Below are 25,801 nucleotides of genomic sequence, written 5' to 3'. Positions count from 1 at the left end.
CAAGTCCGGCGCGCGAGGGATGGAGCGAGCTCATGCCCGATCAGAAGACAATCGGCTTTCTGTTCATCGAAGGTTTTGCCGACTGGGAATATGGGCTGCTGGCGGCCTCGGCGGTCGAATGGTTCGGCGCTCGCGCTGTGTCGCTGACGCCCGACGGCAAGCCGGTGACCGGAATCAGCGGTTTTAAGCTGACGCCAGACCGCTCGGCCAGCATCAATGAGAATACCGATCTCGATGCCGTGGCGGTCATCGGTTCCGACCACTGGGCGGACACGGCGCCGCCGGATGCTGCCGAACTGCTGATGGCTGTCGCATCGCGCGGCGGTATCGTTGGTGGCATCTGTGCGGGAACGCTGGCGCTGGCCCGAGCCGGCATGTTCGAGAACGCCAGACATACCAGCAATGGCCGTGACTGGATTAGCCGTCACGAGTCCGGCTATGCCGGCGACGGCAATTATCAGGATGTGCCACATGCCGTGGCCGACGGCAAAATCGTGTCCGCGCCAGGTTCGGCGCCCGGCACTTTCGCCCTTGCCTTCCTGCAGACGCTCTACCCGGAAAAAGGCAGCGAACTCGCGCAGATGCGGACGCTGTTCGCCAAGGAGTATGCTGAAGCCTCCTGACAGCATGCTGTCAGGAGGTGCGTGCGATGGTGAGATAATGCGCATGGCCGGCCGAGGACGATCGATGAAAAACTGGAACGACAGGCTGAACGCGCCTGGCATCAACGGCGTGAAGCCAACGCCGCGCACGGTAGGGGACGTTATCGAAGGCCAGCCCATGCTGGTGCCGACCGCGCGTCAGGTCGACGATTTCATCCGCTCCATCCTCGAAGGCGTCGAAATGGACGTTCTCGCGCTGCGCACGGCCCTTGCCATCGAGCATGGCGCCGAAGTGACATGCCCGGTCACCATGGGCTATCATCTGCGTACGGTCGCCGAGGCTGCCAAGGAGGATCTCGAGCGCGGCATGACGCTCAGCGACGTCGCTCCCTTCTGGCGCGTTCTCGATGCGAAGACGCCGACAACGAGGAAACTGTCCTTCGGCGCGGAATTCGTCGCCGCGCAGCGCAAGCGCGAAGGGCTGAAGCCGTAATGCATGTCATGTGGAAGTGGATCCGGTCAGGGAGCCACGGCATGCATGGGAAAAACACTGGGGAAGCAAACGATGCGCCGCGCCGACAGGCTCTTTCAGATCGTGCAGCATCTGCGTGGTGGCCGCCTTGTCACCGCCCAGAAGCTCGGCACATGGCTCGAGGTTTCCGAGCGAACCATTTACCGCGACATAGCCGACCTGCAGTCGACCGGGGTGCCGATCGACGGCGAGGCTGGCGTTGGCTACATGATGAGGGAGGGTTTCGACCTTCCGCCGCTGATGTTCACGCGTGACGAGATCGTGGCGCTGGTGGCCGGCGCCCGCATGGTGCGCGCCTTTGGCGGCGCCGCCATGGCGCGGGCCGCCGACGAGGCACTGGTCAAGATCGGTGCCGTGCTGCCCGATGCCGAGAAAGACCGCATCGCCCGCACCGAGATCCACACGCCGATGTGGGTGGTCAGCGATGCCGCCCGCGAGGCGATCGACCTGATCGAGCGCGCGGTCGAAAAGCGCCAGGTGCTGACCATCGACTACTCGGACGAAGCCGGCCGCGGTACCGCGCGCGATATCAGGCCGCTCGGCCTGTGGTTCTGGGGCAAGGTGTGGACGCTGGTCGCCTGGTGCGAGATGCGCGATGATTTCCGCGCCTTCCGCATCGACCGCATTGCCTCCGTGGTCATCGCCGGCCGGATCTTCAAGCCGGAGCGCGGCAAGCAGCTTGCCGATTTTTACCGGGCGGTGGAGCGCAGCGAGGACTACGGCATGGCGCCCGACCGCGCGGCGCGAAGCTGAGACTTGCCGGCCGCACAAAATAGCCCGCTCGAAGCGGGCTATTTTGTTGCGTTGGCGAAAAGTCTATTCCTCGTCGTCCGTATCGGTGTCCTTCGACTTCAGCGCCGACAGCTTGGCGAAGACGGCGTTTGCATCGAGCTCCGCGTCCTCGTCCTTCGGCTTCTCCGGTGCAGGCACCAACCGCTCGGTCAATGCCGCCGGCAGCAGCGTGTCGCCGACCGGCTGCGCCTGCTCGCGGCCGCGCGAGGCGCGGTTGACTTCCATGTCGAGGTCGATCTGCGAGGCGAGACCCAGCGTCACCGGGTCCATCGGCTGCAGATTGGCCGAATTCCAGTGCTTGCGTTCGCGGATCTGCTCGATCGTCGACTTGGTGGTGCCGACGAGGCGCGAAATCTGCGCGTCCTTCAGTTCGGGATGATTGCGCACCAGCCACAGGATGGCGTTCGGCCGGTCCTGACGTTTCGACAGCGGCGTATAGCGCGGACCCTTGCGCTTGGATTCGGGTACCCGCACCTTGGGGTCGGAAAGCTTCAGGCGCTGGTTCGGATCCTTCTCGGCGCGCGCGATCTCGTCGCGGGTCAGCTGGCCGGTCATGATCGGATCCATGCCCTTGATGCCTTGCGCTGATTCTCCGTCGGCGATCGCCTTGACCTCGAGCGGATGCAGCCCGCAGAACTGCGCGATCTGCTCAAAGGAAAGCGCGGTGTTGTCGACCAGCCAGACGGCGGTCGCCTTGGGCATAAGCAGCGTATTGGCCATGTGCAAATCCTTCTCGTTCGCCCGCGTTCCCGCGCGGGCGGTGGTTTAGAGCCACCAAAATGGGAAATTCGCGGCCTGTATAACTGCTCTCAGGTCGTTTCGCAACGTTTTTGGAAGAGCTGGGAACGACGTGGCCAACCAAGGCACGCGGTGACGGCTAACGTTTGCCACGGCAGTCCCAACCCTGCCGCCGCATTTGCCGCGGATCGCCATGGCATATCACGCCGAAGCCGAGATGAATCCAATCCCCCCAAAAGACAAAACCCGCCGGACAGGGTCCAGCGGGTTTGGAACCGGCGACGACAAGCGTCTGCGGCGGCTCTGCATTGCGACCCTGCCTTGCGGCGGGTCGCGCTTGCAATCAGATCGCCTGACGGGCGATCCGCTCGATGTCGCCGCGGTTGATGCCGAGGTCGCTGAGCTGACGGGCGTTGAGGCGGTTCAGTTCGCGAACGGTCTCGTTGTACATGCGCCAGTTACGGAAAGCACGGATCGGGTTCATGGTAGTCCTCCTGAATTGGGTTCGTTTCGATGATGCTCAAATAGTGATCATCGGGCGGGACTTGAACAGCCGATTTTGCATAGCAATGATGCAAATGCTGCATTGCACCATTAAGCTTCTGTTCATCTTGTAGGCAGGGGCGAAGGACGCTGGCCAGACCGTGTCGAGATCCGGTCGGGCCGAGCCGAAAATGCTGGCGTCCTAGCCGACGTCGAGCACGATCTTGCCGATATGCTCGCCCTCCTCCATCCGCTCATGCGCGCGCCATGCGTCGGTAAGCGGGTAGATCATGTCCATCACCGGTGCCACCTTGCGCGTGCCCAGCAGAGGCCACACCTGTGCCTCCAGCGCCGCCGCGATCGCCGCCTTGAATTCGACTGTGCGCGGCCTGAGCGTCGAGCCCGTATGGGTCAGCCGCTTGACCATGACCTTGGAAAAATCGGCACTGGCGACAGCGCCTGCCTGAACCGCGATCTGCACGATCCGGCCCTCGACAGCGGCGGCCTCGTAGTTTCGCTGGACATAGTCGCCGCCGACCATGTCGAGGATGACGTTGGCGCCTCGGCCTTCGGTCACCTCCTTGACCGCGGTGACGAAATCCTGCTCGCGGTAATTGATCGCACGGTCGGCTCCGATCTTCAGGCAGGCGTCGCATTTCTCCTGGGATCCGGCGGTGGTGATCACATAAGCGCCGAAGGCCGAGGCGAGCTGGATCGCCGTGGTGCCGATGCCGGACGAGCCGCCATGGACGAGCAGTGTCTCACCCTTCTTCAGGCCGCCGCGTTCGAACACATTGTGCCAGACGGTGAAATAGTTTTCCGGCACCGCCGCCGCTTCCGTGTGGGTGAAGCCCGCCGGCAGTGGCAGAACGCTGCCTGCATGAACCCTGACATATTCGGCATAGCCGCCGCCGGGCGTGAGCGCGCAGACCCTGTCCCCGATGCGCCAGCGCGATATCTGGTCGCCAAGAGCGGCCACTTCTCCCGACACCTCGAGGCCAGGCAGGTCCGATGCACCGGGCGGAGGCGGGTAGGCCCCCTTGCGCTGCTGCACGTCCGGCCGGTTGACGCCGGCGGCATGCACCTTGATCAGGATTTCGCCGGGGCCGGGCTGCGGTACGTCGCGCGTTTCCGGTTTCAGCACCCGTGGGCCACCCGGCTCCGAGATAACGATCGCCGTCATCCGTGCCGGAATTTTCTGTCCGCTCGCCATGAAGTTTTCCGTCTTTCCTCGCCGCACTCTTACCGGCTGTTTGCATCGACGCCCTTGCCCTATGTATGCTCATTGCCAAATCAGGCAAATGGCCAATCTGGTCTGGCGGAGGAGGAGCAGCCATGGCGATCTTCGACGACGAACCCAAGAAGAAGGCACGTCCGCACGAGATCGGGCAAGACCTGTCGCTGCTTTCCGTCGGTGAACTGTCCGAGCGCATCGGCATCCTGCGCGACGAGATCGCCCGGCTGGAGGCCGAACTCAAGACCAAGGACACCACCAAGTCGGCTGCCGAGGCGCTGTTCCGTCGCGGATAAGTTCGCTGAGGTAACCGCCCGCCGCCGAAAACCGAATGCGACTGCCTTCAAACCTGCGTCCCCGCCCAGTCCCCAGCCGGATCAAAAAATGCTCGCAGCCTACAGACCGATCCTTTCCCTGCTTCGCGGCACCGCCTTTCTTCTGGCTGCATCGGGACTGCACGGGCTGCTGCTGCCCTTGCGCGGCCAGGTGGAAGGGTTCTCGACCGCTTCGCTCGGCCTGATGGGCACGGCTTGGGCCGGCGGCTTCGTCACCGGCTGTTTCTTTGCGCCGCGCATCGTGCGCCGCGCCGGACATGTGCGCGCCTTCGGCGCCTTTGCCGCGTCCGGCGCGATCGTGGCACTGCTCACCGGCCTGATCATCGACGAGTATGTCTGGATCCTGCTGCGTGCCTTTACCGGCTTCACCATGGCCGGCGCCTTCATGGTCATCGAAAGCTGGCTGAACGAGAAAGCCACCAACGAGAACCGCGGCACCGTCTTCGGCCTTTACATGATGGTCACCTATGCCTCGATCATGGGCGGCCAGATGATCGTCGCCGGCGGCGACGTGAAATCGGCGTCGTTGTTCATGATCACCGGCATCCTGTTTTGCCTGTCACTGATCCCGACGGCCGTGTCGACCGCCTCGCATCCCAAGCCGCTGCAGGACGTCAAGCTCGACGTCAAGGGACTCTACGCCAACTCGCCGGTGTCGGCGATCGCTTGCCTTTTGATCGGCATCGCCAACGGCGCCTGGGGCACGCTCGGCGCCGTCTACGGCGCCCGCATCGGAATCTCCACCGCCGAGATCGCCTTGATGATGAGCCTGGTGGTCGTCGCCGGCGCCGCCATGCAACTTCCGGCCGGGCGCCTCTCCGACAAGACCGACCGGCGTTTCGTGCTGGCCGGTGCCGCCTTCGGCGCGGCGCTGTTTGCGCTGCTCATCTTCCTGTTCGAGCCGCGCTCGGCGGTCTTCGTCCTCGTCTTCACCGCCGCCTACGGCGCTTTCGCCTACACGCTCTATTCGATCGCCGTAGCGCATGCCAACGACCACGCCCGGTCGGAAGATTTCGTCAAGGTGTCGGGCGGGCTGCTGCTGCTTTACGGCTTCGGCACCATGATCGGGCCGTTGCTGGCCGCCGCCCTGATGGGCTGGATGCGCCCGGAGGGCCTGTTCCTGGCGACAGCCTTCGCGCATCTGTCGCTGGCCGGCTACACGCTGCTGCGCATCAGCCGCCGCGCGCCGGTGCCGATCGGAGATCGCGATGCCTTCAAGACGCAGCCGGCCGACCGTTCGGTGACCCCCGAAGCATTGCGGCTCGATCCGAGAAGAAAAGCAGAAGCAAACAGTTGAGATTTGAAAAACTTTGCCTCACAAATGAGGCATGATGTTTTCCGACGCCTTCATGGCGATCGCCGATCCCAATCGGCGCCATCTTCTGGAAGAACTTCGACGCGGTCCGAAGACCGTCAACGAATTGGCGGCCGGGCTGCCAGTCTCCCGCCCGGCGGTATCACAGCATCTGAAAGTGTTGCTCGACGCCGGACTGGTCAATGCCAAGGCTGAAGGGACGCGGCGTGTCTATACGGTGAGCAATGCCGGCTTCCTCAGACTCAACATCTGGCTCGATCAATTCTGGGAAGCCTGATCCTCTTCGGTCAGCGGCCACAACGATCAGGTTTCCATCCGCAAAAACTTGCCGAGAAGATCGAGCAACACCCCGGTCCCATGCTCGCGTGTGCCGGACGTGTCATGGCCATCCAGGAAAGCGCCCTGCTCGGTCAGCACCAGGCGCGTGCTCTTGTCTTCGGCAAAAAGTTCGATCGTGGCCAGCGACACCGAAATTCTGATATCGCCGAACAGCATGTCGTAGCTGTAGACGATGCGCTGGTCGGGCACGATATCCCAGTAAGTGGCGGTGTAGACGTGGATCGGCCCATCCTTCGGCCCTCCGGCATTGATCTCCTTGCCGCCGACGCGAAAGTCCAGTTCGTATCGGCTGGGCATCGGGTTGCCCGGATCGGTGAACCAGTGCCGCTTGGCGTCCGGATTGCTGAGCGCGAAAAAGACCTTCGATGGCGCCGCGGGATAGAGGCGCTCGATAACGAAGGTGGAGTGGACGACGGAACGTTCGGTCATGGCTTGGGTCCTCGCTGGTCAACTCGATTGGTTCGGCGGAATGAAGACACCGTTGCGATAGGCAGCGCCGAAATAGACCTCGACACTGCGCAGCCGGTCGCCGCGAAACACGTGTAGCTCGGTGTTGCGGAAGGATTTTCCGTCCACCGTTTCGCAGCCATACAGAACGAAGGCGGCAGCCCCGTCTTCGCAAATCCGCTCGATCGTCATCGACCGGAACAGCTTGCCATTCGGCCAGCAGCGCTCGAAATAGGTCGTGCGATCGATGGCGTCGTCATAGGGGCTGGTGAAGGTGAAGTCGCCGGCCAGCGCTGTCTCCATCACGGCGCGGTCGCTGGCCTGAAAGGCCGCGAAATTGCCGCGGACGAGGTCGGATTTGCTCTTTGACATGGCATGCTCCTCTTCAATTCTCCGCAAGAAAATCGCCGAGCCGATCCAGCCGGCGTTCCCATGAGAGGCGCCGCTCGTTGATCCAGTGTTCGGCCGCGCGCAGCGCCTTCGGCTCGATCTGGCAGGTGCGCACCCGTCCGACCTTTTGCGTGCGCACGAGGCCGCTCGCCTCCAGGAGATTGAGGTGCTGGACGACCGCCGACAGCGACATCGCCAGCGGCTCGGCCAACTGGCTCACCGACGCCGGGCCGCGTGATAGCCGGTCGACCATCTGCCGCCGCGCCGGATCGGCGAGCGCCTGGAACATCAGGTCGAGTTGGGCGGGATCGTGCAGCATCGCGATCAGCCGTTGTTGTAGGGAAAGAACTTGAAGTAAGGCTGCGCCTCCTCGATCACCCTGGTGAAGGCGGCGCGCTGCAGCAGGCGGTCGTGATAGCGCTTCACGGCGGGATAGCTGTCGCCGAACGGCTCGACCTTGTTGGCATAGAAGAGCGCCGGAGACGCCGCGCAATCGGCCATGGTGAAGATATCGCCCACAGCCCATTCCCTCGACAGCATCTCCCGTTCGATGATGGCGTAGGAATTGCGCAGCTGGCTCCGCGCCTGCTCGACACCGAATGGATCGGTCTTGTCCTGCGGCCGCAACCTGTCGCCGACGATCTTCTGCATCGGCTCCTGCACATAGAAATCATAGAAGCGGTCGGCCTGGCGGACCGCCAGCGCCAGGTCGATGCCTTCGGGAACGAGGTCAATCGGTCCCGGATAGTGCGCGGCCAGATATTCCACGACGATGGTCGATTCCAGCACCGTCCGGTCACGCGCCTCGTCGCGCAGCGCCGGCATCTTGCCGGTCGGCGAAACCTTCAGAAAGGCCGCGCGCGATTGCTCGTTGCCTAGGTCGACGATGACGGGCGCAAAAGGCGTGGCGTTCTCGTAGAGCGCGATCAGCGGCTTCCAGCAAAAGGAGGCCAGCGGATGGAAATGCAGCGTCAGGGACATTCTTGTGCTCATCTGTTCTGTGGAAAAACTGAAGCATTTACTTAACTATTGCGGCAGGCCTCGCTCGTCAAGGCTCGCCCACGAAGTCTCAGCTGGATCGGACATGCTCGACAATGGCGGCTTCTATATCAGGCCAGTCATCCGGATGCAGTTCGTGACCGCCGCCTTCGACACGAAGGAGTTTCGCGCCGGCAACTGCTTGGGCCAAGGCCTCGCCATGCTCGACCGAAAAGATCGGATCCGACGTGCCGTGGATGACCAGAAGCGGCACCGCCAGTTCGTGCAGGCGACCCTTCCATTGGTCATTGCCCTTGAGCATGAAATGATTGGTGGCGCTGAGCAAGCCGCCGGACCTGGTATAATCCCGCTCGATGAACGCCCTCATCCCGGCCTCGTCGAACCGATGCGCGGTGCTGGCGGTCGCGCGTGCATCGCTGACCATGAAGTCGATGACCTGGCGGCGGTCCGCCCAGTCGACTTTGGCCCCATCGGCCGAATGCTCCATATAGACGTCGGTCGTTTGCGGCAGATGCGACGTGTCGGTCCCCACGGGCGAACTGCTGATCACGGTCAGCGAAGCGACGCGCAAAGGGTGCCGGAGCGCGACGAACTGCGCGATCATGCCGCCCATCGACATGCCCGCGACATGCCCCTTGCCGATGCCGTAACTGTCGAGAACGGTTATCGCGTCGTCAGCCATGTCGTCGAAAGTGTAGGGCGGCTGCCCCACCTGATATTTGGTCGACCGACCGGTGTCGCGATTGTCGTAGCGGATCACGTAAAGGCCGGCATTCGCGAGCTTCCGGCAAAACGCCTCCGGCCACCACAGCATCGAGGCCATCGCGCCCATGATCAGCAGCAGCGCCGGATCCGCCGGATCGCCAAAGGCTTCCGATACGATCTCGGGACGGTCTTTGCTCGTCATTTCATGGCCTCCTCATCTGCTTGCATTTTGCAATCGGTTGCACGATAATAAAACCGATACAATAATGCAACCGGTTTTTGTGGAGAAAATGGAATGACCCTCGATCGCCGGTCCGGCTGCCCGATCAACCTTTCGCTCGAGGTGTTCGGCGACCGCTGGAGCCTGATCATCCTGCGCGATATGATTTTCGGCGGCAGGCGCCATTTTCGCGAGCTGCTCAACGGCTCGATGGAGGGTATCGCCTCCAACATCCTCGCAGACCGTTTGAAGCGGCTGATGGAGCTCGGCATGCTGACCAAGGCGGACGACCCGAGTCATAAGCAGAAGGCGATCTACAGCCTGACCGAGATGGCCATCACGCTGGTGCCCATCCTGGCCCATCTCGGCGCCTGGGGCCGCGTCTGGCTGCCGACAAGCGAGGAACTCTCGATCCGCGCCGAACTCCTGGAAAAGGGCGGACCTCCAATGTGGGAGAAATTCATGGACGAATTGCGCCATGAGCATCTCGGCACCCCCCTCGACACAGCGCCCGGCTCCTCTGTCCGCGCGACGCTGCAGGCCGCCTATGAAGCGGTGGTTGCCGAAAAGGCCCGCAACGCCAGCCCGCCCGCCTGACCAACTATTTTCCCCGTTGAAAGGCCGGCTCTGCTACAAAGGATGGAAATCACACTTCACGGGATTGGATAGGCTCTTGGTTGAGAACTCTAGGGACACTGCCCGCGCGCGTGCCGATCTGCGCTTCAAGAAGCAGGAAGAGGCGGCGACGGTCCGGCAGAAAGCCATGGCCGAATACGTCGCCGAGAGCGATGCCCGCAAGGCCAAGACCGACAAGCTGCGGGCGCTGCGGCTGGCCAAGGAAGCCGAAGATCTAGCCAACGCGCCTGCCGCACCTGCCAAGAAGCCGGCCCGCGCCAAGAAAAAATAACCCCTCGTCTCTCCGCCAATGCCTTGCCCTGGATCGAGCGTCGTGACGCATCCGACAGGCACGCCTTCGTCCCGCTGCTTCGCGGGAAGCAATTTCAACCGAAAGCGGGATTGCCTGGTCCGGCTGGCCGGCGATGATTGGGCTGTTCAACAGGAGATTGCCATGACCGCGTTGCCGCTCGAAAAAGCCGTAGAGATCATCAATGCCGCCTTCGCCAAGGGCGCTGATCTCAAGCTCAAGCCGCTCGGCGTCTCGGTGCTCGACGCCGGCGGGCACCTGGTCGCCTTCCAGCGCCAGGACGGCGCCTCGTTCCTGCGCCCGCAAATGTCGGCCGGCAAGGCTTATGGCGCGCTGGCGATCGGCATGGGCTCGCGCAGGGTCGAGGCCTTCGCCAAGGAGCGCCCGCATCTGGTTGCCGGCATTTCCGACGTGTCGGGTGGACGCGTGCTGCCGGTCGTCGGCGGCGTGCTGATCCGCGACAAGGCAGGCAGTGTCATCGGCGCTGTCGGCATTTCCGGCGACACGTCTGACAATGACGAGGCGGCCGCGATTGCCGGCATCGAAGCCGCCGGCTTCGCCGCCGATCCGGGCTGAGGCTCCGGTCTAATTCAAATTGATGTCGCGGCTGGCCGACCGCATCGACACCGCGAACCCGGCCAGCACGTCGAACAGCGCGATGATCATCAGCGTGAAGAAGATGGAGTGCGCGGCACCCTTCACCAGCAGGAACTCGACCAGGAAAGCAACGAAGACAAGCGTCGACAACAGATGGTCCATGATCGAGGCGGTGGTGGTGCGCGCCGACTTCACCATTTCAAGGAACAGAAAAATCAGCCCGATCAGCACGATCAGGTCGCCGAGCGTCATCGAGAACACCCCGCCCGACATCATGCGGAACGAGAACATCTCGCTCGCCCACGGATCGTCGCCGCCGCCGAATATACCGAGCAGGCCGAGATTGTAGAGCACGAAAGGCACGATCAAAAGCGGGACGGCACCGAACATTTGGCGTCTCCATATGGGGGCACCTTCTGTAGAATGCTCCACAGGCACGGCGTCAAGATTTTTCGTGCGCGGCCGCAAACACGGTCGAATACCGGATGCAACAACCATGTCAGCCGGTTGCCCGGCCGACATGAAAGACGAGACAAAAAAGCTCAGCGCTTGAAGTAGCCGGCGCGCACGGCAAGGCCAAAACGCAAAAAGACCGGCCAGAAGCCGGTCTTTTGTAACTCGGTTGCTTGGGAAAAGCTGGTCTCAGCTTTCCTTGGGCGTCAGCACCTGGCGACCGCGATACATGCCGGTCTTCAGGTCGATGTGGTGCGGGCGGCGCATTTCGCCGGAGTTCTTGTCCTCGACATAGGTCGGGGCCTTGAGGGCGTCGGCCGAGCGGCGCATGCCGCGCTTGGACGGAGAGGTTTTGCGTTTCGGAACGGCCATGGATATGCTCCACTACATGGTCAAAAGCCCCGCCCGCCCTCGTGAAAGGGCCATGTCGGGGCCTAAATCTGAGAAAGTCGGGTGCCTATACACGCCTGACACCGTTTTGGCCAGCACTGTGGTGAATCTTTTTTATACCGGCTAGTCCAGGCAACCGACATAGGCGCCGGAGCGGCCGGCGCGCCGCTCGATCAGATTGGCGAGCCTTCTCAAGCCCGGCCCTGGTTTTGCCGGATTGCGGGCGATCGGATTGGGCAGCGTGACGGCGAGAAGGGCCGCCTGCCGTCTGGACAGCTGCTTTGCCGAAATGCCGAAATGGTGCCGCGCCGCCGCCTCGATGCCGTAGATGCCGGGCCCCCACTCGGCGATGTTGAGATAGATCTCCATAATGCGCCGCTTCGACATCACCGCGTCGAAATAGACGGCCAGCGGCAGTTCGACGACCTTGCGCACCGAGCCCAGCGGCCGCGACCACAGGAAGAGGTTCTTCACCGTCTGCATGGTGATGGTCGAGGCACCACGCGTCGCCTCGCCGGCCAGCGCATCGTCGACGACCCCCCTGAGCTCGCCAAGATCGACGCCGCGATGAAAGCAGAACTGCCCGTCCTCCGACATGATGACCGAATGGGCGAGCACAGGCGCGACATCATCGATCGACACCCAGCGCCGGTCGTAGCCGGAGAATGTCGCGAGATCCTTCAGCATCAGCGTCGACACTGGATGCACGAAGGACGGCAGGTAGAGAAAGGTCAGCACCACCGGGATGAGCGCCAGCACGGCGGCCACGACGATGCCGCGCCGGACCCAGCGCTTGAGACTGCGGCGGCTCACGCCTCGCGATCTCGTCGCCATGTCCAGCTTTTCGGTCTCATGATCGACGATCGGTTCCGCCAAGCCGCCCAACCCATGCCAGAGAACTCGCTTTGAAACTGGCTCCTGTGAGTCATGTGACGGTGTTTTCGAGGACCGGAGCGGAGCGTACCTTCGAGTACGTGAACACCGGAAGCGCGGAAAACGCCTTCAGATGACCGCAGGAGATGAGTTTCCAAACGGGCCCTTACCGCCCCGGCATAATGGCGCTTGCCTTCTTGCGCAACGTCTGAGTGTCGGCTACCGGTCCCGGCCATGACGAATGACGACGAAATGGCGTTCGAAATGGCGCTCATCAGGCGCGCGGCCGCCGTCGAGGTGATGCTGCGTCGCTTGCTCGACGACCGACCGCTTTCGGGTGAGATCGCTCGGCCCGATCGTCTGATGGCGGCGATGCGCCATGGCGTGTTGAACGGCGGCAAGCGCCTGCGCCCCTTCCTGGTCATGGAAAGCGCCGCCCTGTTTTCCGCCGATGGCGAAGCGGCGTTGCGCGTCGCGGCGGCGCTCGAATGCGTGCATTGCTATTCGCTGATCCACGATGACCTGCCGGCGATGGACGACGATGACCTGCGCCGCGGCCAGCCGACCGTGCACAAGGCCTTTGACGAAGCCACTGCCATCCTGGCGGGCGACGCCTTGCTGACTCTGGCCTTCGACATCATCGCCGGCGAAGCGACGGCGCTCCCGGCCGAACGGCGCGCAGCCCTGGTGCTGGCGCTCGCCCGCGCCGCCGGGGCCGGTGGGATGGTCGGCGGCCAGAAGCTAGACCTCGAAGCCGAGCAAGTGCGACCGGACGAGGCCGGCATCATAACGCTGCAGGCGATGAAGACCGGCGCGCTGATCCGCTTCGCCTGCGAGGCGGGTGCGATCCTGGCCGGCGCACAGTCGGATGACCTGGAAAGGCTTGCCGAGTTCGGTTCGGCGATCGGCCTGGCCTTCCAGCTCGCCGACGACCTGCTGGATGTGACGGCCGACGCCAAGCAGATGGGCAAGGCGACCGGCAAGGATGCCGCCGCGGGCAAGGGTACGCTGGTGGCCCTGCACGGCGCGGATTGGGCACGCAAGCAGCTCGACGGCCTCGTCGGCCAGGCGCACGCGCTGCTCGAGCCCTATGGCGAAAAGGCTGCCCTGCTGAAGGCCGCAGCGATCTTCGTCGCAACCCGTAACAGCTGACGGCAGGCTCATGTCGGTTGCGCGGTGCACCTGCGGTCCACCAACGAAATCTTAATGTAAATGAAGCGTAATCCCAATCCTTAGAATGATGCGTATGTGTTGGGGTTGCGCATGCCGGAATATTCTTCCTTTATCCGGTCCGTCCGGATACGTTATCTTTCAGGATTGTTGGTTTTCGCGCTGGCTTCAGCCGCCATCATGGTTGCGCTCAATCGCGTCAATTCCTTGCGCCATGAAATCGATGCGCTGAGCAGCAATCTCGTCATTTTCACCCGCGATCTGCGCAACGCCACCAGCTTCGCCGAGACAACCAGTTCCGCCTGGCGGATCGAGACGCGCGATGCGCTGACGGCTTCGGCGCGCGACCATTCCGAGCGGCTGACCGGCGAGATCGAGGCACTGACCGCCCAGCTCGCCGCGATCCGCCCGCGCCTGTCGGCCAAGACCGTCAACGAGCTCGCGGCCGCTTCGGTCAATGGCGACCTGTTCTGGTCGCCGCGTGACATGGTTCGCAACTTCAACCTGATGTCGGTGGCGCAAAAGACCGATGAATGGAGCACTCGCGAGATCCGCAACCAGAACGACCTGTTCGTTCAGCCCATGCTGGTGCGTGTCCGCACCGCGATGGACGACGAACGCCATCAGGCGGACGCGTCCAGCGACCGGCTGCTTTTGTGGGCAAGCGGCTTGTTGTTTGCCGTCCTAGGCATCGTCGCTTTCTGGATCTTCCGCCCGATGGAACAGGCGATCCGTCGCGCCTTTGCCCAGTCGGCCGAATCCTTGTTCAAGGCAGAGGCCGCCGACCGCGCCAAGTCGGAATTCCTGGCCAATATGAGCCACGAGATCCGCACACCGATGAACGGCGTGCTCGGCATGGCCGAATTGCTGGCCAAGACCGAGCTCAACCCGCGCCAGAAGACGTTCACCGACGTTATCGTCAAGTCGGGCAACGCGCTGCTCACCATCATCAACGACATCCTCGACTTCTCGAAGATCAATGCCGGGCAATTGACGCTCGACCCCGCCCCCTTCCGCCTCTCGGAAGCGGTGGAGGACGTGGCGACGCTTGTCTCGGCGCGCGTCGCCGAGAAGAACCTGGAACTCATCGTGCGCGTCGACCCCAGGCTGCCGGCCTATGTCGTCGGCGACGCCGGCCGCTTCCGGCAGATCGTCACCAACCTGGTCGGCAATGCGGTGAAATTCACCGAGAAGGGCCATGTGCTGATCGATGTCGGCGGCGAAACCGTCAACGACGTCGTCCAGCTCAAGCTGCGCGTCGAGGACACCGGCATCGGCATCCCGGCCGAGAAATTGCAGAACGTGTTCGAGAAGTTCGCTCAGGTCGATGGCTCCTCGACCCGCCGTCACGAAGGTACCGGCCTTGGGCTCGCCATCGCCGCCCGCCTCGTCGACCTGATGGCCGGCAAGATCGGCGTCGAGAGCGAGATCGGCCGCGGCTCCGTCTTCTGGTTCGCCGTGCCGCTGCCGGTCCACCGTGCCGAGGCGCGCGACGCCATCGTGCCGGTCGACGTCACCGGCGCGCGTGTGCTGGTCATCGACGACAATCCGGTCAACCGCGAGATCCTGCTAGAACAGCTCAGAAGCTGGAGCTTCGACTGCGCCGCCGCCGAAAGCGGCGCGGTTGGCCTCGCCTTCCTCGATCGCGCCTGCCAGCTCGGCGCCAGCGTCGACTGCATCATCCTCGATTATCAGATGCCCGGCATGAACGGCGCCGATGTCGCCCGGGCCATCGCCGCCGACAGCCGGCTGTCCACCATCCCAGTCGTTATCCTGACCTCGGTCGACCAGGTCGATTTCGGCAAGATGATCATCGACTTCGGTATATCGGCGCATCTGACCAAGCCGGCGCGCTCGGCGGTCCTGCTCGGCACCGTCATCTCGGTCATCCAGAAGGCGCGCTCGCAGGTCGGCAAGGCGCACTTCATTCGCGAACCGATCCAACCGATGCCTCAGCCGGCTCCGCCGGCCTTCACGGTTATCCGCGGCCCCGCCATGCCGATCGCGGCAGTGCCGGAATCGAATGCCGCGCCGAACAGCCCGATCGACATCCTCATCGCCGAGGACAATGACGTGAACCAGATGGTGTTCGGCCAAATCCTCAATGGGCTGGGCTTGAGCTACCGCATCGCAGGCAATGGCCGCACCGCGGTCGAGATGTACCGGTCGCTGCATCCGAGGCTGGTTCTGATGGACGTCTCGATGCCGGAAATGAACGGCTACGAGGCGACACGCGCCATTCGGGCGATCGAGGCGTCGTCGGGTGGCCACATCCCGATCATCGGCGTCACCGCGCATGCGCTGAAGGGCGACCGCGACAAGTGCATCGAGGCCGGCATGGACGACTATCTGCCCAAGCCCGTTTCGCCCGATCGCCTCGGCGCCAAGATCGGCACCTGGCTAAGCGAGACGGTGGTGGCCAAGACGGCCTGAACTCCGTCCGGCGTCAGACGGTTGCGTCCAGATGGTAGCGTCGCATCCAGTCGAGGCTTGTCGCGTCGGCGAGCTTCGCGACACCCGGTTTCACATCCCCGGCGTTCGGCGACTGTACGCCCAAGGCCTGACAGATGGAAATCAGTGTCGCCGCCGGGCTGCTTGAAAGCCGCTCGTAGCCAATCCGCAGCGGCGTTATGTCTTGCTCGGCGAACCATGTGTTCCACGCTGCGTCATAGGCTTCGAGCTCGGCGACTTCGTCCCTGATACGCTGGAAGTCGTACCGCGGTTCTCCTGGCGATCCGACCCTTTCGATCTCCGTTCCATCGGGAGCGACGTGCCAAAGGCCGGTCTGCTCCGCCTTGACCAGGGAGACAGCCTGCGCAAGCTTGTTCTCACGCGACAGATGCACGTAGAGAACGCGACCGAAAGCCTTTTCGAAACGCGCTTTGCCCGACGCAAGCCCCGGAAAAATCCGGTCGAGGATCGCTGAAAGCTCGTCCAGGTTTTCCCGCATCAGGCGCAGACCGAAGATTTCCGTACCACCCTTGCCGGCATCGATCGCCGCATTGAGATAGGCAAGCTGGAATTCAAGCTCGCCCATCGTGTCGCGAGGCGGCAGGTTCCATTCTTCGGCCCACTCCAACACATCCTCCCGCCGATAGAATGAGTGTGGATCGCCGGTCGTTCCAGTGGCCGCCAGCAATTTGCACAGCAAGGTGCTGCCGGTTCTGGGCGTGCCGCAGATAATGTACGCGTCGAACATCGCTGTCCCAGTAGCTGTCGAAGGCGGGCCAGCCCACCGGCCCGGCGCCGCTATAGCTGAAATCGTTGCTGGATACGATGGGCACATTCCAACGGCGTGTGCCCCGTGCAGCCCAACCCTCCTCGGCTACCGGTTGCGCACCACCACGCAGGCGCCACCGATGCTTTGCAGTTTCTGGCAGATGACATTGGCGGCGGCGCGGTCGTCGACGCCGATCCGGACCGCGTAGATGCCGCGCCGGCCGATCGGCGTACGCACTCGGCTGACCACCGGATCATGCCCGGCAAGCAGGGCTGGAAAACGGCCCCGTACCCTGAGCCATTGGCTGATCGCGGCGCTGCGGCGGAAATTGCCCGCCACCTGAATGCCCCATGGCTTGATGTTGATTGAGGCCATCGCCACGGTTCTGGACATGATCACCGGCAGCTTGCGGCAGGCGACCGCGAAATCCAGCTTGGCGTCGAGTGGCTCGACTTTGCCGGCATAGGCCCGGTCGGTGAACTTGTCGACCGGCTCGCCCATCACGTCGAAGACATAGCTTTCCGTCTCCATCGGCAGGAAGCCACCGGAATTCAGCCAGCGCGACACCCGGCTCTCGCCGGCATTGTAGGCAGCGGCCGCCAGACCGAGATTGCCATAGCCGGCCTTCATTTCGGCGAGATATCTGGCCGACGCCGGAATTGCCTGGTTGATGTCGAAGGAATTTTCCAGCCCCCGCATCTTGGCGGTGCCCGGCATGAACTGGGCAATGCCTTCGGCGCCGACAGGGCTCACGGCGTTGGGATCGAACCGGCTTTCCTTCCAGATCAGGCGGGCGAAGAAATCCCGGGGCAGGCCGTTCTGGTCGGCATGCGCCTGGATCAGGTTACAGACCTTGTCGATCAGCCGCTGCTTGGCCGATTGCGGTGGATCCGCCTGGGCAAGCGTCGACCAGGCCATACCACACAGGAAAATCAGCGCCACCCACGGGAAACGCCGCATCTGGCTTACTCTGCCGCGGCTTTGCCGCCCCGACCGAAGCGCTGGTCAATATAGTCGGCGACCATTTTCTCGAAATCCGCCGCGATCGACGGCCCGCGCAGCGTCGCCGCCTTCTTGCCGTCGACGAAGACCGGCGCGGTCGGCGTCTCGCCGGTGCCGGGCAGCGAAATGCCGATATCGGCATGCTTGGATTCACCGGGACCGTTGACGATGCACCCCATCACCGCGACCTTGAGGTTCTCGACGCCCGGGTATTTCTCCCGCCACACCGGCATGTTCTTGCGCAGGTCCGCCTGGATGTTCTGCGCCAGTTCCTGGAACACGGTGGAGGTGGTGCGGCCGCAGCCCGGGCAGGCCGCGACGATCGGCACGAACTGCCGGAAACCCATGGTCTGCAGCAGTTCCTGCGACACCTGCACCTCGCGGGTGCGATCGCCATTGGGCTCCGGCGTCAGCGAGATGCGGATGGTATCGCCAATGCCTTGCTGCAAGAGGATGCCCATGGCCGCGGAAGACGCGACGATGCCTTTGGAGCCCATGCCGGCCTCGGTGAGGCCGAGATGCAGCGCATGGTTGGAACGGGTCGCAAGCTCGGTGTAGACGGCGATCAGGTCCTGCACGCCGCTGACCTTGGCCGACAGGATGATTTTTTCGCGGCCAAGACCAATTTCCTCGGCCATCTCGGCCGACAGGATCGCCGACTGCACGATTGCCTCGCGCGTCACTTCCTGCGCCGTCAGCGGGAAACCCTTGTCCTGGTTGTCGTCCATCAGCCGCGTCAGGAGCTCCTGGTCAAGCGAGCCCCAGTTGACGCCGATGCGCACCGGTTTGTCATGTTTGATCGCCATCTCGACGATCGCCGCGAACTGCCGGTCCTTCTTATCCTTGAAGCCGACATTGCCGGGATTGATGCGGTACTTGGCCAGCGCCTCGGCGCAAGCCGGATGATCGGCCAGGAGCTTATGTCCGATATAGTGGAAATCGCCGACCAGCGGCACGTTGATGCCAAGCCGCTGCAGCCGCTCATGAATGCGCGGCACGGCGGCGGCACTTTCATCGCGGTCGACGGTGATGCGCACGATCTCGGAGCCGGCGCGGTGCAGCGCCGCGACCTGCGCGACTGTCTGGTCGATATCGGCCGTGTCGGTGTTGGTCATCGACTGAACGACCACCGGCGCGCCGCCGCCGACGACCACGCCGCCGACATCGACGCCGACCGAGGTGCGGCGGGGGAAGGGAGAAGAAAAATATCCGGTCATGCCGGCAGCCTTTTGTCTCTGGAGCGCTATGCGTCTCTCTGAAGCGCGTGCGTCCACCTGGACGCACAAGCCGGGGCCGATGCGTTGAAGTCCGGCATGAGGTGGAGGAGCAAAGATGGCTTGTCAATGGCGACAGGTCGCCACTGGCAGCAATTGGTCCCGGCCGGGACCTGAAACAGCACACGAGCTGGCAGCGGCCAAGCGGGCAAGATGGGTCCGAAGGATATTAGTTTCCGCTTATGGTGCAGCGCTGAAAATCGCAATCACTGCACCGGCGGCTGGCGCCGCCGGCAAGGAAGACCGCCAGTGGTGAGCGGCTATGTCAGGTGAGGATCAATGCGTGGTTGGTTGCGCCCTCAGTTTCTCAATCGCATCCTTGAGTGCCAGCTTGCGTCGCTTGAGATTCCCGATTTCGAGGTCATCAACCGACGGGTGATTCATCGCGTCATCGATTTCGCGTTCGATGTCGCCGTGTTTCCGCTGCAACTCATCAAGATGGGATGCAAGAGACATGATTGGTTCTCCCTTTCATGGTTTCCTCGATTGCAGCCGCCAAGGCACGTCCACCGCAGGTCGTATCTGTGACGGCACAATGACAGTGTGCCACCATCGAGCAGCGATGTCGAATGCTGCGTGGTAGCATTCCACGACAACGTGAAATGTGATATGGGCTGCGCGCCGGTGGCAGAAATTGCCGCCCCCGCCCAACCAGGCCCAGTTTTGGGCGCCGCAGACGTGCAGACGGTAGAGAATGTCCGATCAGGAACAGGCCGATACTCGCCTCGAATTTTCCCGGCTGAAGCAGGAACACGCCGATTTCGATGCCGCGATCAACGCGATGATCGCCATGAATTGCGACCCGCTGCAGATCCAGCGCATGAAAAAGAAGAAGCTGTTCCTCAAGGACCGACTGATGAAGCTGGAAGACAGGATCATTCCAGACATCATCGCCTGAGACGGAATCGCGCCGCCGGCACTTTCCGCCTATGCGCCGATCGAGAGCCCGGCGGCGCGGCCGCGCAGCAGGCCGATGAGATCGGCGGTCCGCTCCTCCGACGTATCGATCGGAACCACCAGGCACATCGTCGCCTCGACCTTGCCTGGCGCTGAAAAGACCGGCACGGCGAGGCATTTCGTATAGGCGTCGACCAGGCCCGAGGTGACGCAGTAGCCGGTCACCCCTGCCTTTGCGATGTCGGCGATGAAATCGTCGAGCCGCAGCTTGCGCCCGTCAGGCAGCACGAGATCGTCATCAGACACCATGGCTTCGATCGCAACTCTATCCAGCCCCGCAAGCAATAGCCGGCCAGACGCGGTCCAGGGCAGCGGTATCTGCAGGCCGGTGGCCGAACTGATGCGGAACGGCCTGGTACCAGGGCTGGAATGGACGATCGTATAGCGGCCGCTCTGCAGCATGCACAATTCCGAGGTCTCGCCCGTCTCGCGCGACAGATGGTCGACCTCCTGGCGCCCGCGCCGCAACAGGTCGTTGCCGCGCACATAGTCCATTCCGTAGAGGTAGAGCTTCTTGCCGAAATAGACGCGATTGCCGTCGCCGGCCATTTCCAGAAGGCCGGCGTCGACCAGCGACCGCACCAGCGTGTAGGTGGTCGAACGCGGCGCATTGACGCCCTTGGCGAGATCGCCAATCCCGATCGCACGCTGCGTCATGTGAAGGAACTCCAGGATCTCCAGGACCCGGTTGAGGCCCTTTTCACGGGACCCCGGCGCCTTCTCGTCGGCCGAAGCAGCCAAAACACTACCATCTTGCATTGTCGATTCCCGGTGCTAGTATCTGTCTTGTACAGGATACATGCGTCTCTTGTAAGAGACAATCTTTGATAATCACTGCCGCGTGTATGGGCTGTGCATAGGGGAACACAACACGAAAGGAGGTCGCCGTGAACGACACATCCGGAAGACGTGATTTTCTGAAATTGGGAATGGCGGGACTTGCCACGGCCGGCGTGCTGGCAGCCGTCGATGCGCAGAAGGCCGCCGCACAGGCCGCATCCGACAGCCTGCTGCGCACCGTGCTCGACAGAGGCAAGCTGATTGTCGGGACCGGCAGCACCAACGCGCCCTGGCATTTCGAGAACGATGCCGGCGAACTGGTCGGCATGGATATCACCATGGGCCGCATTCTCGCCAAGGGCCTTTTCGACGACCCGACCAAGGTCGAGTTCGTCATGCAGGATCCGGCCCAGCGCATTCCCAACGTGACCACCAACAAGGTCGACATCACCATTCAGTTCATGACCATGACGGCGCAGCGCTCGCAACTGATCAATTTCTCCCGGCCCTACTATGTCGAAGGCGTTGCCTTGCTGACCCTGCCGACCGCCGAGAACAAGACCTTCGACAAGCTGCTGGCCGGTGGTTCGGCGACACGCATTTCCATCCTGCAGAATGTCGACGCCGAAAGTTCCGTCCACTACGCTCTGCCGCAGGCCCAGGTGTTGCAGATCGACACCCAGGCGAACGTGCTGCAGGCGTTGGAGTCCAAGCGCGCCGACGCCGCCGCGGTCGACCTGTCCACCGTGCGCTGGCTCGCCTCGCGCAATCCCGACAAGTATTTCGATGCCGGCAAGAGCTGGTATTCGATGCTTTACGGCGCCGCACTGCGGCAAGGCGATTTGGACTGGCTGACCTTCGTCAACCAGACTTTCACCATCGCCATGTTCGGCCATGAATCGGCGCTCTACGACGCCGCCTTCAAGGACTATTTCGGCCAGGAGCCGCCGGCGCGTCACCCCGGCTTCCCGGTCATCTGATCCCGGATTGCGGAAGGGTGGCGTTGTCGCCCTTCCGTTATCGACTCGACGTCCTTCACACCGAGGCGGATGCATGGGCTATGCCCTCAATTTCAACCTGATCTGGCGGCATTTCGACAAGCTCTGGGGCGGCCTGCTGCTCAGCCTCGAGCTTGCCGTGATCTCGATCGCCATCGGCGTTGTCATCGGGCTGGTGCTCGCTGTCTGGTACGTCTCGGCCGGACGCGTGGTGCGGGCGGTGATCGCCGCCTATGTCGAATTCATCCGCAATGTGCCGCTGATCCTGCTGGTTTATCTCGTCTTCTACGGCCTGCCGACCGTGGTCGACCTGGCCTACAGCGCACCAACCTCGTTTGTATTGACCCTGTCGGTCTATAGCGGCGCCTATCTGGTCGAGGTGTTTCGCTCCGGGCTCGAGGCTGTCCCGCGCGGCCAGCTCGACGCCGGCAAGGCGATCGGCCTGACCCCGTGGCAGAGGCTGTTGCACGTGCGCCTGCCGACCATGCTGCGCATCACGCTGCCGGCGCTCTCCAACACCTTCATCTCGCTGTTCAAGGACACCTCGATCGCCTCGGTCATCTCGGTGCCCGAACTCACCTTCGGCGCGCAGTGGATCAACTTCAACACGTTCCGCATCGTCGAGGTCTACCTGGTCACCACGGCGATGTATCTGGTAACCGGCTATGCGCTGCTTTTCGGGCTGCGGCTCGTCGAGCGCCGGTTCAGGGCGGCGCGCTGACATGCTTGGCCAGATCCTCTACGCACTGCCCTTCCTTGCCCAGGGCTTCGCCGTGACCTTGTGGGTCTCGCTGTTGGTGGTGGTGCTGTCGCTCATCGCCGGCGTCCTGCTGGGCGTCGGCCTGGTCTATGGTCCCGCCCCTTTGCGCTGGGCGGTGCGCATCTTCTCGGACACCATTCGCGGTATTCCGATCCTGGTGCTGATGTTCTTCGTCTATTACGGCCTGCCTGCAATCGGGCTGCATCTGCCATCGTTCTGGGCCGCGGTGTCCGCGCTCACCCTGTTCAAGACGGCGCAGGTCATCGAGTATCTCAGGGGCGCGGTCGGCTCGATCCCGAAGGGACAGTCCGAAGCCGCGATGGCGATCGGGCTGACCTTTCGCCAGAGGCTCACCTACGTCATCTTTCCGCAGGCCTTCAGGCGCTTCCTGCCGCCCTGGATCAATGGCGTCACCGACGCGGTCAAGGGCAGCGCGCTGGTGTCGCTGCTCGGCATCACCGATTTGATGCAGGCTATCAACCAGGTCATCGGCCGCACCTATGAAGCGATGCCGCTCTATATACTGGGCGCGCTCCTCTATTTCGCGGTCAACTACGCACTCTCGCTCGCCAGCCGGCGGCTCGAGCGGCGTTTCTCCTTCATCCGGGAATAGCAACGATGTCCGAAGCCCCAAACGCCAGTCCCGCGCTGCTCGACGTGCGCGATGTCTCCAAGGCCTTCGGCGCCGTCGACGTGTTGCGCTCCGTCAGCCTTCAGGTGAAGCGCGGCGAAGTGGTGACCGTCATCGGCCCTTCCGGCAGCGGCAAGACCACGCTGCTGCGCTGCGTCAACTTCCTGGAGAGCTACGACAGCGGCTCGATCCGCATCGACGGCAAGGAGGTCGGTTTTCGCGAAGCCGGAACGCGTCAGCGCCGTAGCGAACGCGATCTTGCCGCCATGCGCGCCGAGACCGGCATGGTGTTCCAGAGCTTCAACCTCTTCCCTCACCTGACGGCGGCCGGCAACATCATGCTGGGTCTGACCAAGGTGCGCGGAAAAAAGGACGCCGAGGCACGATCGATCGCCGAACACTGGCTCGGGCGCGTCGGCCTTGGCCACAAGGCCGACAGCCTGCCGGCCGAACTCTCCGGCGGCCAGCAGCAGCGCGTCGGCATAGCCCGCGCCGTGGCCATGGAACCGAAGATCCTGCTGCTCGACGAGATCACCTCCGCGCTCGATCCCGAACTTGTCGGCGAGGTGCTGGCCGTGGTGCGCAGCCTCGCCGAGGATGGCATGACCATGCTGATGGTAACCCACGAAATGGCCTTTGCCCGCGACGCTTCTAGCCGCATCGTCTTCATGGCCGATGGCGGCGTCAGCGCCGTCGGGCCGCCGAAGGAGATCCTCGCGGCGGAGACCAGCAACGAACGCCTCCGTACTTTCCTGGCGCGCTTCCGAGCCTCGCATTTCTAAACTCAGGCGGCCAAAGCCGCCCAAGGAGCCTTCATCCATGACGCCTTATATCAGGCTCGCCGAACTCGGCCTGACGTTGCCCGAGCCGCCGACGCCGATCGCCAACTTCGTCACCCATGCCGAGAGCGGGCGGCTGATCTTCCTCTCCGGCCAGGGGCCCCTGCGCGCCGACGGCACGCTCTGCACCGGCAAGGTGGGCGAGGACGTGACGGTCGAGCAGGCCTATCAGCATGCCCGGCTGACCGGGCTCAACCTGCTTGCCGTCATGCATGCCGCCGCCGGCGATCTCGGCCGTATCGTACGCGTCGTCAAGCTGCTCGGCTTCGTCAACGCGACGCCGACCTTCAGCGACCATCCGAAAGTGGTCAATGGCTGCTCGGACCTGTTCGCCGATGTCTTCGACAAGATCGGCGGCCATGCCCGCTCGGCGATCGGCGTCGGCTCGCTGCCTGGAAACATCACCGTCGAAATCGAAGCGGTCGTCGAGATCGCCGCCTGACCTGCCACCCACGGGATTAGCTCACATGAAAACCTCTTCCGACACCGGCTCCAACACCACCATCCGCGAACGGCTGGGATTGCGGCCGATCATCAACGTCTCGGGCACCATGACCGCGCTCGGCGCCTCGATCATCGTCCCGGAAGCGATCTCCGCCATGGCTGAAATGGCCTCGCAATGGGTGGAAATGGACGATCTGCAGCGCGCCGCGAGCACGGTCGTCGCACGCCTCACCGGCGGCGAGGCCGGCTTCATCACCGCCTGCTGCGCCAGCGGCATCACCATGGCGATCGCCGGTGCGATGACCGGAACCAGCCTGCTCGCCATCGAGCGCCTGCCCGACGACACTGGCGACCTCAAGTCGGAGGTCGTCATCCAGCTCGGCCACATCGTCAATTACGGCGCCCCGATCGACCAGTCGGTCCGCGTCGCCGGCGCCAGGGTGGTGCCCGCCGGCACGGTCAGCGTGACCCAGGACTATCATGTAAGCGAGGCGATCAACGAGCGCACGGCGGCGGCCCTCTACGTCGTGGCCCACCACACGGTGCAATACGGCATGCTGTCGCTGGAGGAATTCTGCGATATCTGCCACGCCAAGGGCGTGCCGGTGATCGTCGACGCCGCGTCCGAGTATGATCTGCGCGGTTTTCTGGCGCGCGGCGCCGATGTCGTCATCTACAGCGGCCATAAATTCCTGAGCGGGCCGACCAGCGGCATCGTCACCGGCCGCAAGGATCTGGTGCGGGCCGCCTATCTGCAGAACCGCGGCGTTGCGCGCGCCATGAAGGTCGGCAAGGAAAGCATCGCCGGCACCATGGCGGCACTCGAAGCCTGGGAGAAGCGCGACCATGCCGGCATCCGCCGGCGCGAGGAAGCAGCACTGAACCTGTGGAAGGACGCGCTGCAGGGACTGCCCGGCATCGCCGCCATCATCATTCCCGACCCCACCGCCAATCCGCTCGACCGGCTGCAGATATTCGTCACGCCGGAGAGCCGCTTCACCGCCGCCGGTCTTGCCTCGGCCCTTGCCGCCGGCTCGCCGCCGATCATCGTGCGCAACCACGAGGTCGAGCGCGGCCATTTCTTCCTCGACCCCTGCAACCTTCACCCCGGCGAGGCGGAGATTGTCGCCGAACGTCTGCGCGCCGTGCTGACGGCGAAGGAGCGCCCGGCCGACGCGATGAAGGTCGCCCGCAAGGATTCGTCAGGCGTCTTGCGCTGGCCGGATTGATTGCTAAACCGACCATGCCGAAGGCATCGGCTGATCACGCGACTGTGAACAGCCGGAATTTGCCCACGCGGGAATAAATCCTCTCTTCAACAAGTCTCCTCGACATACGCCACGGCTGGCGTGAGGAG

The 25,801-nt window shown here is 63.3% G+C and carries 33 protein-coding genes and 1 pseudogene; 18 read left to right on the top strand and 16 right to left on the bottom strand.

Annotation, left to right across the window (positions count from 1 at the left end; all coding sequences use genetic code 11):
- Positions 1–32 precede the first annotated feature (32 nt).
- From FJ943_RS04960 to FJ943_RS04950, 3 genes are all read left to right on the top strand, one after another.
- Positions 33–623, top strand: a complete 591-nt coding sequence (locus FJ943_RS04960) for a DJ-1/PfpI family protein (protein WP_140663009.1) — start codon at positions 33–35, stop codon at positions 621–623.
- Positions 624–687: 64 nt separating this feature from the next.
- On the top strand, positions 688–1,095 hold the full coding sequence (locus tag FJ943_RS04955; RefSeq protein ID WP_140720081.1) for a hypothetical protein: 408 nt from the start codon (positions 688–690) through the stop codon (positions 1,093–1,095).
- A 72-nt stretch (positions 1,096–1,167) separates the two neighbouring features.
- A complete protein-coding gene (locus FJ943_RS04950; protein ID WP_013529238.1) occupies positions 1,168–1,887 on the top strand; it encodes a YafY family protein in 720 nt (239 codons plus the stop codon).
- A gap of 63 nt (positions 1,888–1,950) precedes the next feature.
- On the opposite strand, the gene FJ943_RS04945 is transcribed toward FJ943_RS04950, so the two are convergent.
- From FJ943_RS04945 to FJ943_RS04935, 3 genes are all read right to left on the bottom strand, one after another.
- Positions 1,951–2,646, bottom strand: coding sequence for a DUF1013 domain-containing protein (locus FJ943_RS04945; protein ID WP_015315358.1), 696 nt, complete (start codon positions 2,644–2,646; stop codon positions 1,951–1,953).
- A gap of 361 nt (positions 2,647–3,007) precedes the next feature.
- On the bottom strand, positions 3,008–3,148 hold the full coding sequence (locus FJ943_RS04940) for a DUF1127 domain-containing protein (protein ID WP_013892619.1): 141 nt from the start codon (positions 3,146–3,148) through the stop codon (positions 3,008–3,010).
- Positions 3,149–3,349: 201 nt separating this feature from the next.
- Positions 3,350–4,360 (bottom strand): NAD(P)H-quinone oxidoreductase, encoded by a 1,011-nt coding sequence (locus FJ943_RS04935; RefSeq protein ID WP_140712681.1) that lies wholly within the window; start codon positions 4,358–4,360, stop codon positions 3,350–3,352.
- A gap of 122 nt (positions 4,361–4,482) precedes the next feature.
- On the opposite strand from FJ943_RS04935, the gene FJ943_RS04930 reads away from it, so the two are divergent.
- The 3 genes and pseudogenes from FJ943_RS04930 to FJ943_RS04920 all read left to right on the top strand — a co-directional run bounded on the left by FJ943_RS04930 (position 4,483) and on the right by FJ943_RS04920 (position 6,308).
- Positions 4,483–4,677 carry a DUF1192 domain-containing protein gene (locus tag FJ943_RS04930; RefSeq protein WP_015315356.1) on the top strand — a complete coding sequence of 65 codons (195 nt, stop codon included), beginning with the start codon at positions 4,483–4,485 and terminating at the stop codon, positions 4,675–4,677.
- Between the two features lie 76 nt (positions 4,678–4,753).
- Positions 4,754–6,013, top strand: a pseudogene (locus FJ943_RS04925) (MFS transporter); the annotation flags it as partial.
- A 31-nt stretch (positions 6,014–6,044) separates the two neighbouring features.
- Complete coding sequence (locus FJ943_RS04920; protein ID WP_010911936.1) at positions 6,045–6,308, top strand: metalloregulator ArsR/SmtB family transcription factor; 264 nt, start codon at positions 6,045–6,047, stop codon at positions 6,306–6,308.
- A 26-nt stretch (positions 6,309–6,334) separates the two neighbouring features.
- Here FJ943_RS04920 and FJ943_RS04915 read toward each other — a convergent pair whose 3' ends face one another.
- The 5 genes from FJ943_RS04915 to FJ943_RS04895 form a co-directional block, all read right to left on the bottom strand.
- A complete protein-coding gene (locus FJ943_RS04915; protein WP_140616692.1) occupies positions 6,335–6,799 on the bottom strand; it encodes an SRPBCC family protein in 465 nt (154 codons plus the stop codon).
- Positions 6,800–6,817: 18 nt separating this feature from the next.
- Entirely contained in the window at positions 6,818–7,189 is a 372-nt protein-coding gene (locus FJ943_RS04910) for a DUF4440 domain-containing protein (RefSeq protein WP_140720079.1), read from the bottom strand.
- Between the two features lie 13 nt (positions 7,190–7,202).
- A complete protein-coding gene (locus FJ943_RS04905) occupies positions 7,203–7,526 on the bottom strand; it encodes a metalloregulator ArsR/SmtB family transcription factor (RefSeq protein WP_015315351.1) in 324 nt (107 codons plus the stop codon).
- A gap of 5 nt (positions 7,527–7,531) precedes the next feature.
- Positions 7,532–8,188 carry a glutathione S-transferase family protein gene (locus FJ943_RS04900; RefSeq protein ID WP_140720077.1) on the bottom strand — a complete coding sequence of 219 codons (657 nt, stop codon included), beginning with the start codon at positions 8,186–8,188 and terminating at the stop codon, positions 7,532–7,534.
- Between the two features lie 88 nt (positions 8,189–8,276).
- A complete protein-coding gene (locus FJ943_RS04895) occupies positions 8,277–9,113 on the bottom strand; it encodes an alpha/beta hydrolase (protein ID WP_140720075.1) in 837 nt (278 codons plus the stop codon).
- A gap of 93 nt (positions 9,114–9,206) precedes the next feature.
- Between FJ943_RS04895 and FJ943_RS04890 the strand changes: the two genes are divergently transcribed.
- From FJ943_RS04890 to FJ943_RS04880, 3 genes are all read left to right on the top strand, one after another.
- Positions 9,207–9,728: a helix-turn-helix domain-containing protein gene (locus FJ943_RS04890; RefSeq protein ID WP_140720073.1), complete on the top strand. Its 522-nt coding sequence runs from the start codon at positions 9,207–9,209 to the stop codon at positions 9,726–9,728.
- Between the two features lie 76 nt (positions 9,729–9,804).
- The gene (locus FJ943_RS04885) at positions 9,805–10,038 is read left to right on the top strand and encodes a hypothetical protein (RefSeq protein ID WP_023773965.1); all 234 of its coding nucleotides are present in this window, start codon (positions 9,805–9,807) and stop codon (positions 10,036–10,038) included.
- A gap of 162 nt (positions 10,039–10,200) precedes the next feature.
- A complete protein-coding gene (locus tag FJ943_RS04880) occupies positions 10,201–10,632 on the top strand; it encodes a heme-binding protein (RefSeq protein ID WP_140720071.1) in 432 nt (143 codons plus the stop codon).
- A gap of 9 nt (positions 10,633–10,641) precedes the next feature.
- On the opposite strand, the gene FJ943_RS04875 is transcribed toward FJ943_RS04880, so the two are convergent.
- From FJ943_RS04875 to FJ943_RS04865, 3 genes are all read right to left on the bottom strand, one after another.
- On the bottom strand, positions 10,642–11,043 hold the full coding sequence (locus FJ943_RS04875) for a hypothetical protein (protein ID WP_023773963.1): 402 nt from the start codon (positions 11,041–11,043) through the stop codon (positions 10,642–10,644).
- A 252-nt stretch (positions 11,044–11,295) separates the two neighbouring features.
- Positions 11,296–11,478, bottom strand: coding sequence for a 50S ribosomal protein L32 (gene rpmF / locus FJ943_RS04870; RefSeq protein WP_008834724.1), 183 nt, complete (start codon positions 11,476–11,478; stop codon positions 11,296–11,298).
- 141 nt (positions 11,479–11,619) lie between these two features.
- A complete protein-coding gene (locus tag FJ943_RS04865) occupies positions 11,620–12,381 on the bottom strand; it encodes a transglycosylase domain-containing protein (protein WP_140720069.1) in 762 nt (253 codons plus the stop codon).
- A gap of 222 nt (positions 12,382–12,603) precedes the next feature.
- Here FJ943_RS04865 and FJ943_RS04860 point away from each other — a divergent pair, with 222 nt between their 5' ends.
- Together FJ943_RS04860 and FJ943_RS04855 are read left to right on the top strand one after the other, a co-directional pair.
- Positions 12,604–13,521 carry a polyprenyl synthetase family protein gene (locus tag FJ943_RS04860; RefSeq protein WP_140720067.1) on the top strand — a complete coding sequence of 306 codons (918 nt, stop codon included), beginning with the start codon at positions 12,604–12,606 and terminating at the stop codon, positions 13,519–13,521.
- A gap of 111 nt (positions 13,522–13,632) precedes the next feature.
- A complete protein-coding gene (locus FJ943_RS04855; protein WP_140720065.1) occupies positions 13,633–15,972 on the top strand; it encodes a response regulator in 2,340 nt (779 codons plus the stop codon).
- Positions 15,973–15,985: 13 nt separating this feature from the next.
- Here FJ943_RS04855 and FJ943_RS04850 read toward each other — a convergent pair whose 3' ends face one another.
- The 4 genes from FJ943_RS04850 to FJ943_RS04835 all read right to left on the bottom strand — a co-directional run bounded on the left by FJ943_RS04850 (position 15,986) and on the right by FJ943_RS04835 (position 19,491).
- The gene (locus FJ943_RS04850) at positions 15,986–16,738 is read right to left on the bottom strand and encodes a Stf0 family sulfotransferase (protein ID WP_140720063.1); all 753 of its coding nucleotides are present in this window, start codon (positions 16,736–16,738) and stop codon (positions 15,986–15,988) included.
- A 126-nt stretch (positions 16,739–16,864) separates the two neighbouring features.
- Positions 16,865–17,719, bottom strand: coding sequence for a lytic transglycosylase domain-containing protein (locus tag FJ943_RS04845; RefSeq protein ID WP_140662712.1), 855 nt, complete (start codon positions 17,717–17,719; stop codon positions 16,865–16,867).
- Positions 17,720–17,724: 5 nt separating this feature from the next.
- The gene (gene ispG, locus FJ943_RS04840; protein ID WP_140616683.1) at positions 17,725–18,978 is read right to left on the bottom strand and encodes a flavodoxin-dependent (E)-4-hydroxy-3-methylbut-2-enyl-diphosphate synthase; all 1,254 of its coding nucleotides are present in this window, start codon (positions 18,976–18,978) and stop codon (positions 17,725–17,727) included.
- Positions 18,979–19,311: 333 nt separating this feature from the next.
- Positions 19,312–19,491 carry a YdcH family protein gene (locus FJ943_RS04835; RefSeq protein WP_015315338.1) on the bottom strand — a complete coding sequence of 60 codons (180 nt, stop codon included), beginning with the start codon at positions 19,489–19,491 and terminating at the stop codon, positions 19,312–19,314.
- A gap of 238 nt (positions 19,492–19,729) precedes the next feature.
- Here FJ943_RS04835 and FJ943_RS04830 point away from each other — a divergent pair, with 238 nt between their 5' ends.
- Positions 19,730–19,933: a YdcH family protein gene (locus tag FJ943_RS04830; protein WP_015315337.1), complete on the top strand. Its 204-nt coding sequence runs from the start codon at positions 19,730–19,732 to the stop codon at positions 19,931–19,933.
- A gap of 29 nt (positions 19,934–19,962) precedes the next feature.
- Here FJ943_RS04830 and FJ943_RS04825 read toward each other — a convergent pair whose 3' ends face one another.
- Positions 19,963–20,751, bottom strand: a complete 789-nt coding sequence (locus FJ943_RS04825; protein ID WP_140712663.1) for an IclR family transcriptional regulator — start codon at positions 20,749–20,751, stop codon at positions 19,963–19,965.
- A gap of 170 nt (positions 20,752–20,921) precedes the next feature.
- Here FJ943_RS04825 and FJ943_RS04820 point away from each other — a divergent pair, with 170 nt between their 5' ends.
- From FJ943_RS04820 to FJ943_RS04795, 6 genes are all read left to right on the top strand, one after another.
- Complete coding sequence (locus FJ943_RS04820) at positions 20,922–21,752, top strand: transporter substrate-binding domain-containing protein (RefSeq protein ID WP_174361987.1); 831 nt, start codon at positions 20,922–20,924, stop codon at positions 21,750–21,752.
- Positions 21,753–21,825: 73 nt separating this feature from the next.
- Positions 21,826–22,491 carry an amino acid ABC transporter permease gene (locus tag FJ943_RS04815; RefSeq protein ID WP_015315334.1) on the top strand — a complete coding sequence of 222 codons (666 nt, stop codon included), beginning with the start codon at positions 21,826–21,828 and terminating at the stop codon, positions 22,489–22,491.
- A 1-nt stretch (position 22,492) separates the two neighbouring features.
- Positions 22,493–23,143: an amino acid ABC transporter permease gene (locus FJ943_RS04810; protein ID WP_140720061.1), complete on the top strand. Its 651-nt coding sequence runs from the start codon at positions 22,493–22,495 to the stop codon at positions 23,141–23,143.
- 5 nt (positions 23,144–23,148) lie between these two features.
- Entirely contained in the window at positions 23,149–23,943 is a 795-nt protein-coding gene (locus tag FJ943_RS04805; RefSeq protein ID WP_140712659.1) for an amino acid ABC transporter ATP-binding protein, read from the top strand.
- Positions 23,944–23,980: 37 nt separating this feature from the next.
- A complete protein-coding gene (locus FJ943_RS04800; RefSeq protein WP_015315331.1) occupies positions 23,981–24,442 on the top strand; it encodes a RidA family protein in 462 nt (153 codons plus the stop codon).
- Between the two features lie 25 nt (positions 24,443–24,467).
- Positions 24,468–25,673 carry an aminotransferase class V-fold PLP-dependent enzyme gene (locus FJ943_RS04795; protein WP_140662709.1) on the top strand — a complete coding sequence of 402 codons (1,206 nt, stop codon included), beginning with the start codon at positions 24,468–24,470 and terminating at the stop codon, positions 25,671–25,673.
- Positions 25,674–25,801: the final 128 nt, after the last annotated feature.

The sequence above is a fragment of the Mesorhizobium sp. B2-3-10 genome (assembly GCF_006442275.1).
Lineage (GTDB): Bacteria > Pseudomonadota > Alphaproteobacteria > Rhizobiales > Rhizobiaceae > Mesorhizobium > Mesorhizobium australicum.
Note: the sequence above shows the minus strand (reverse complement) of the source record. Positions and strands in the feature narration are given on the sequence as shown.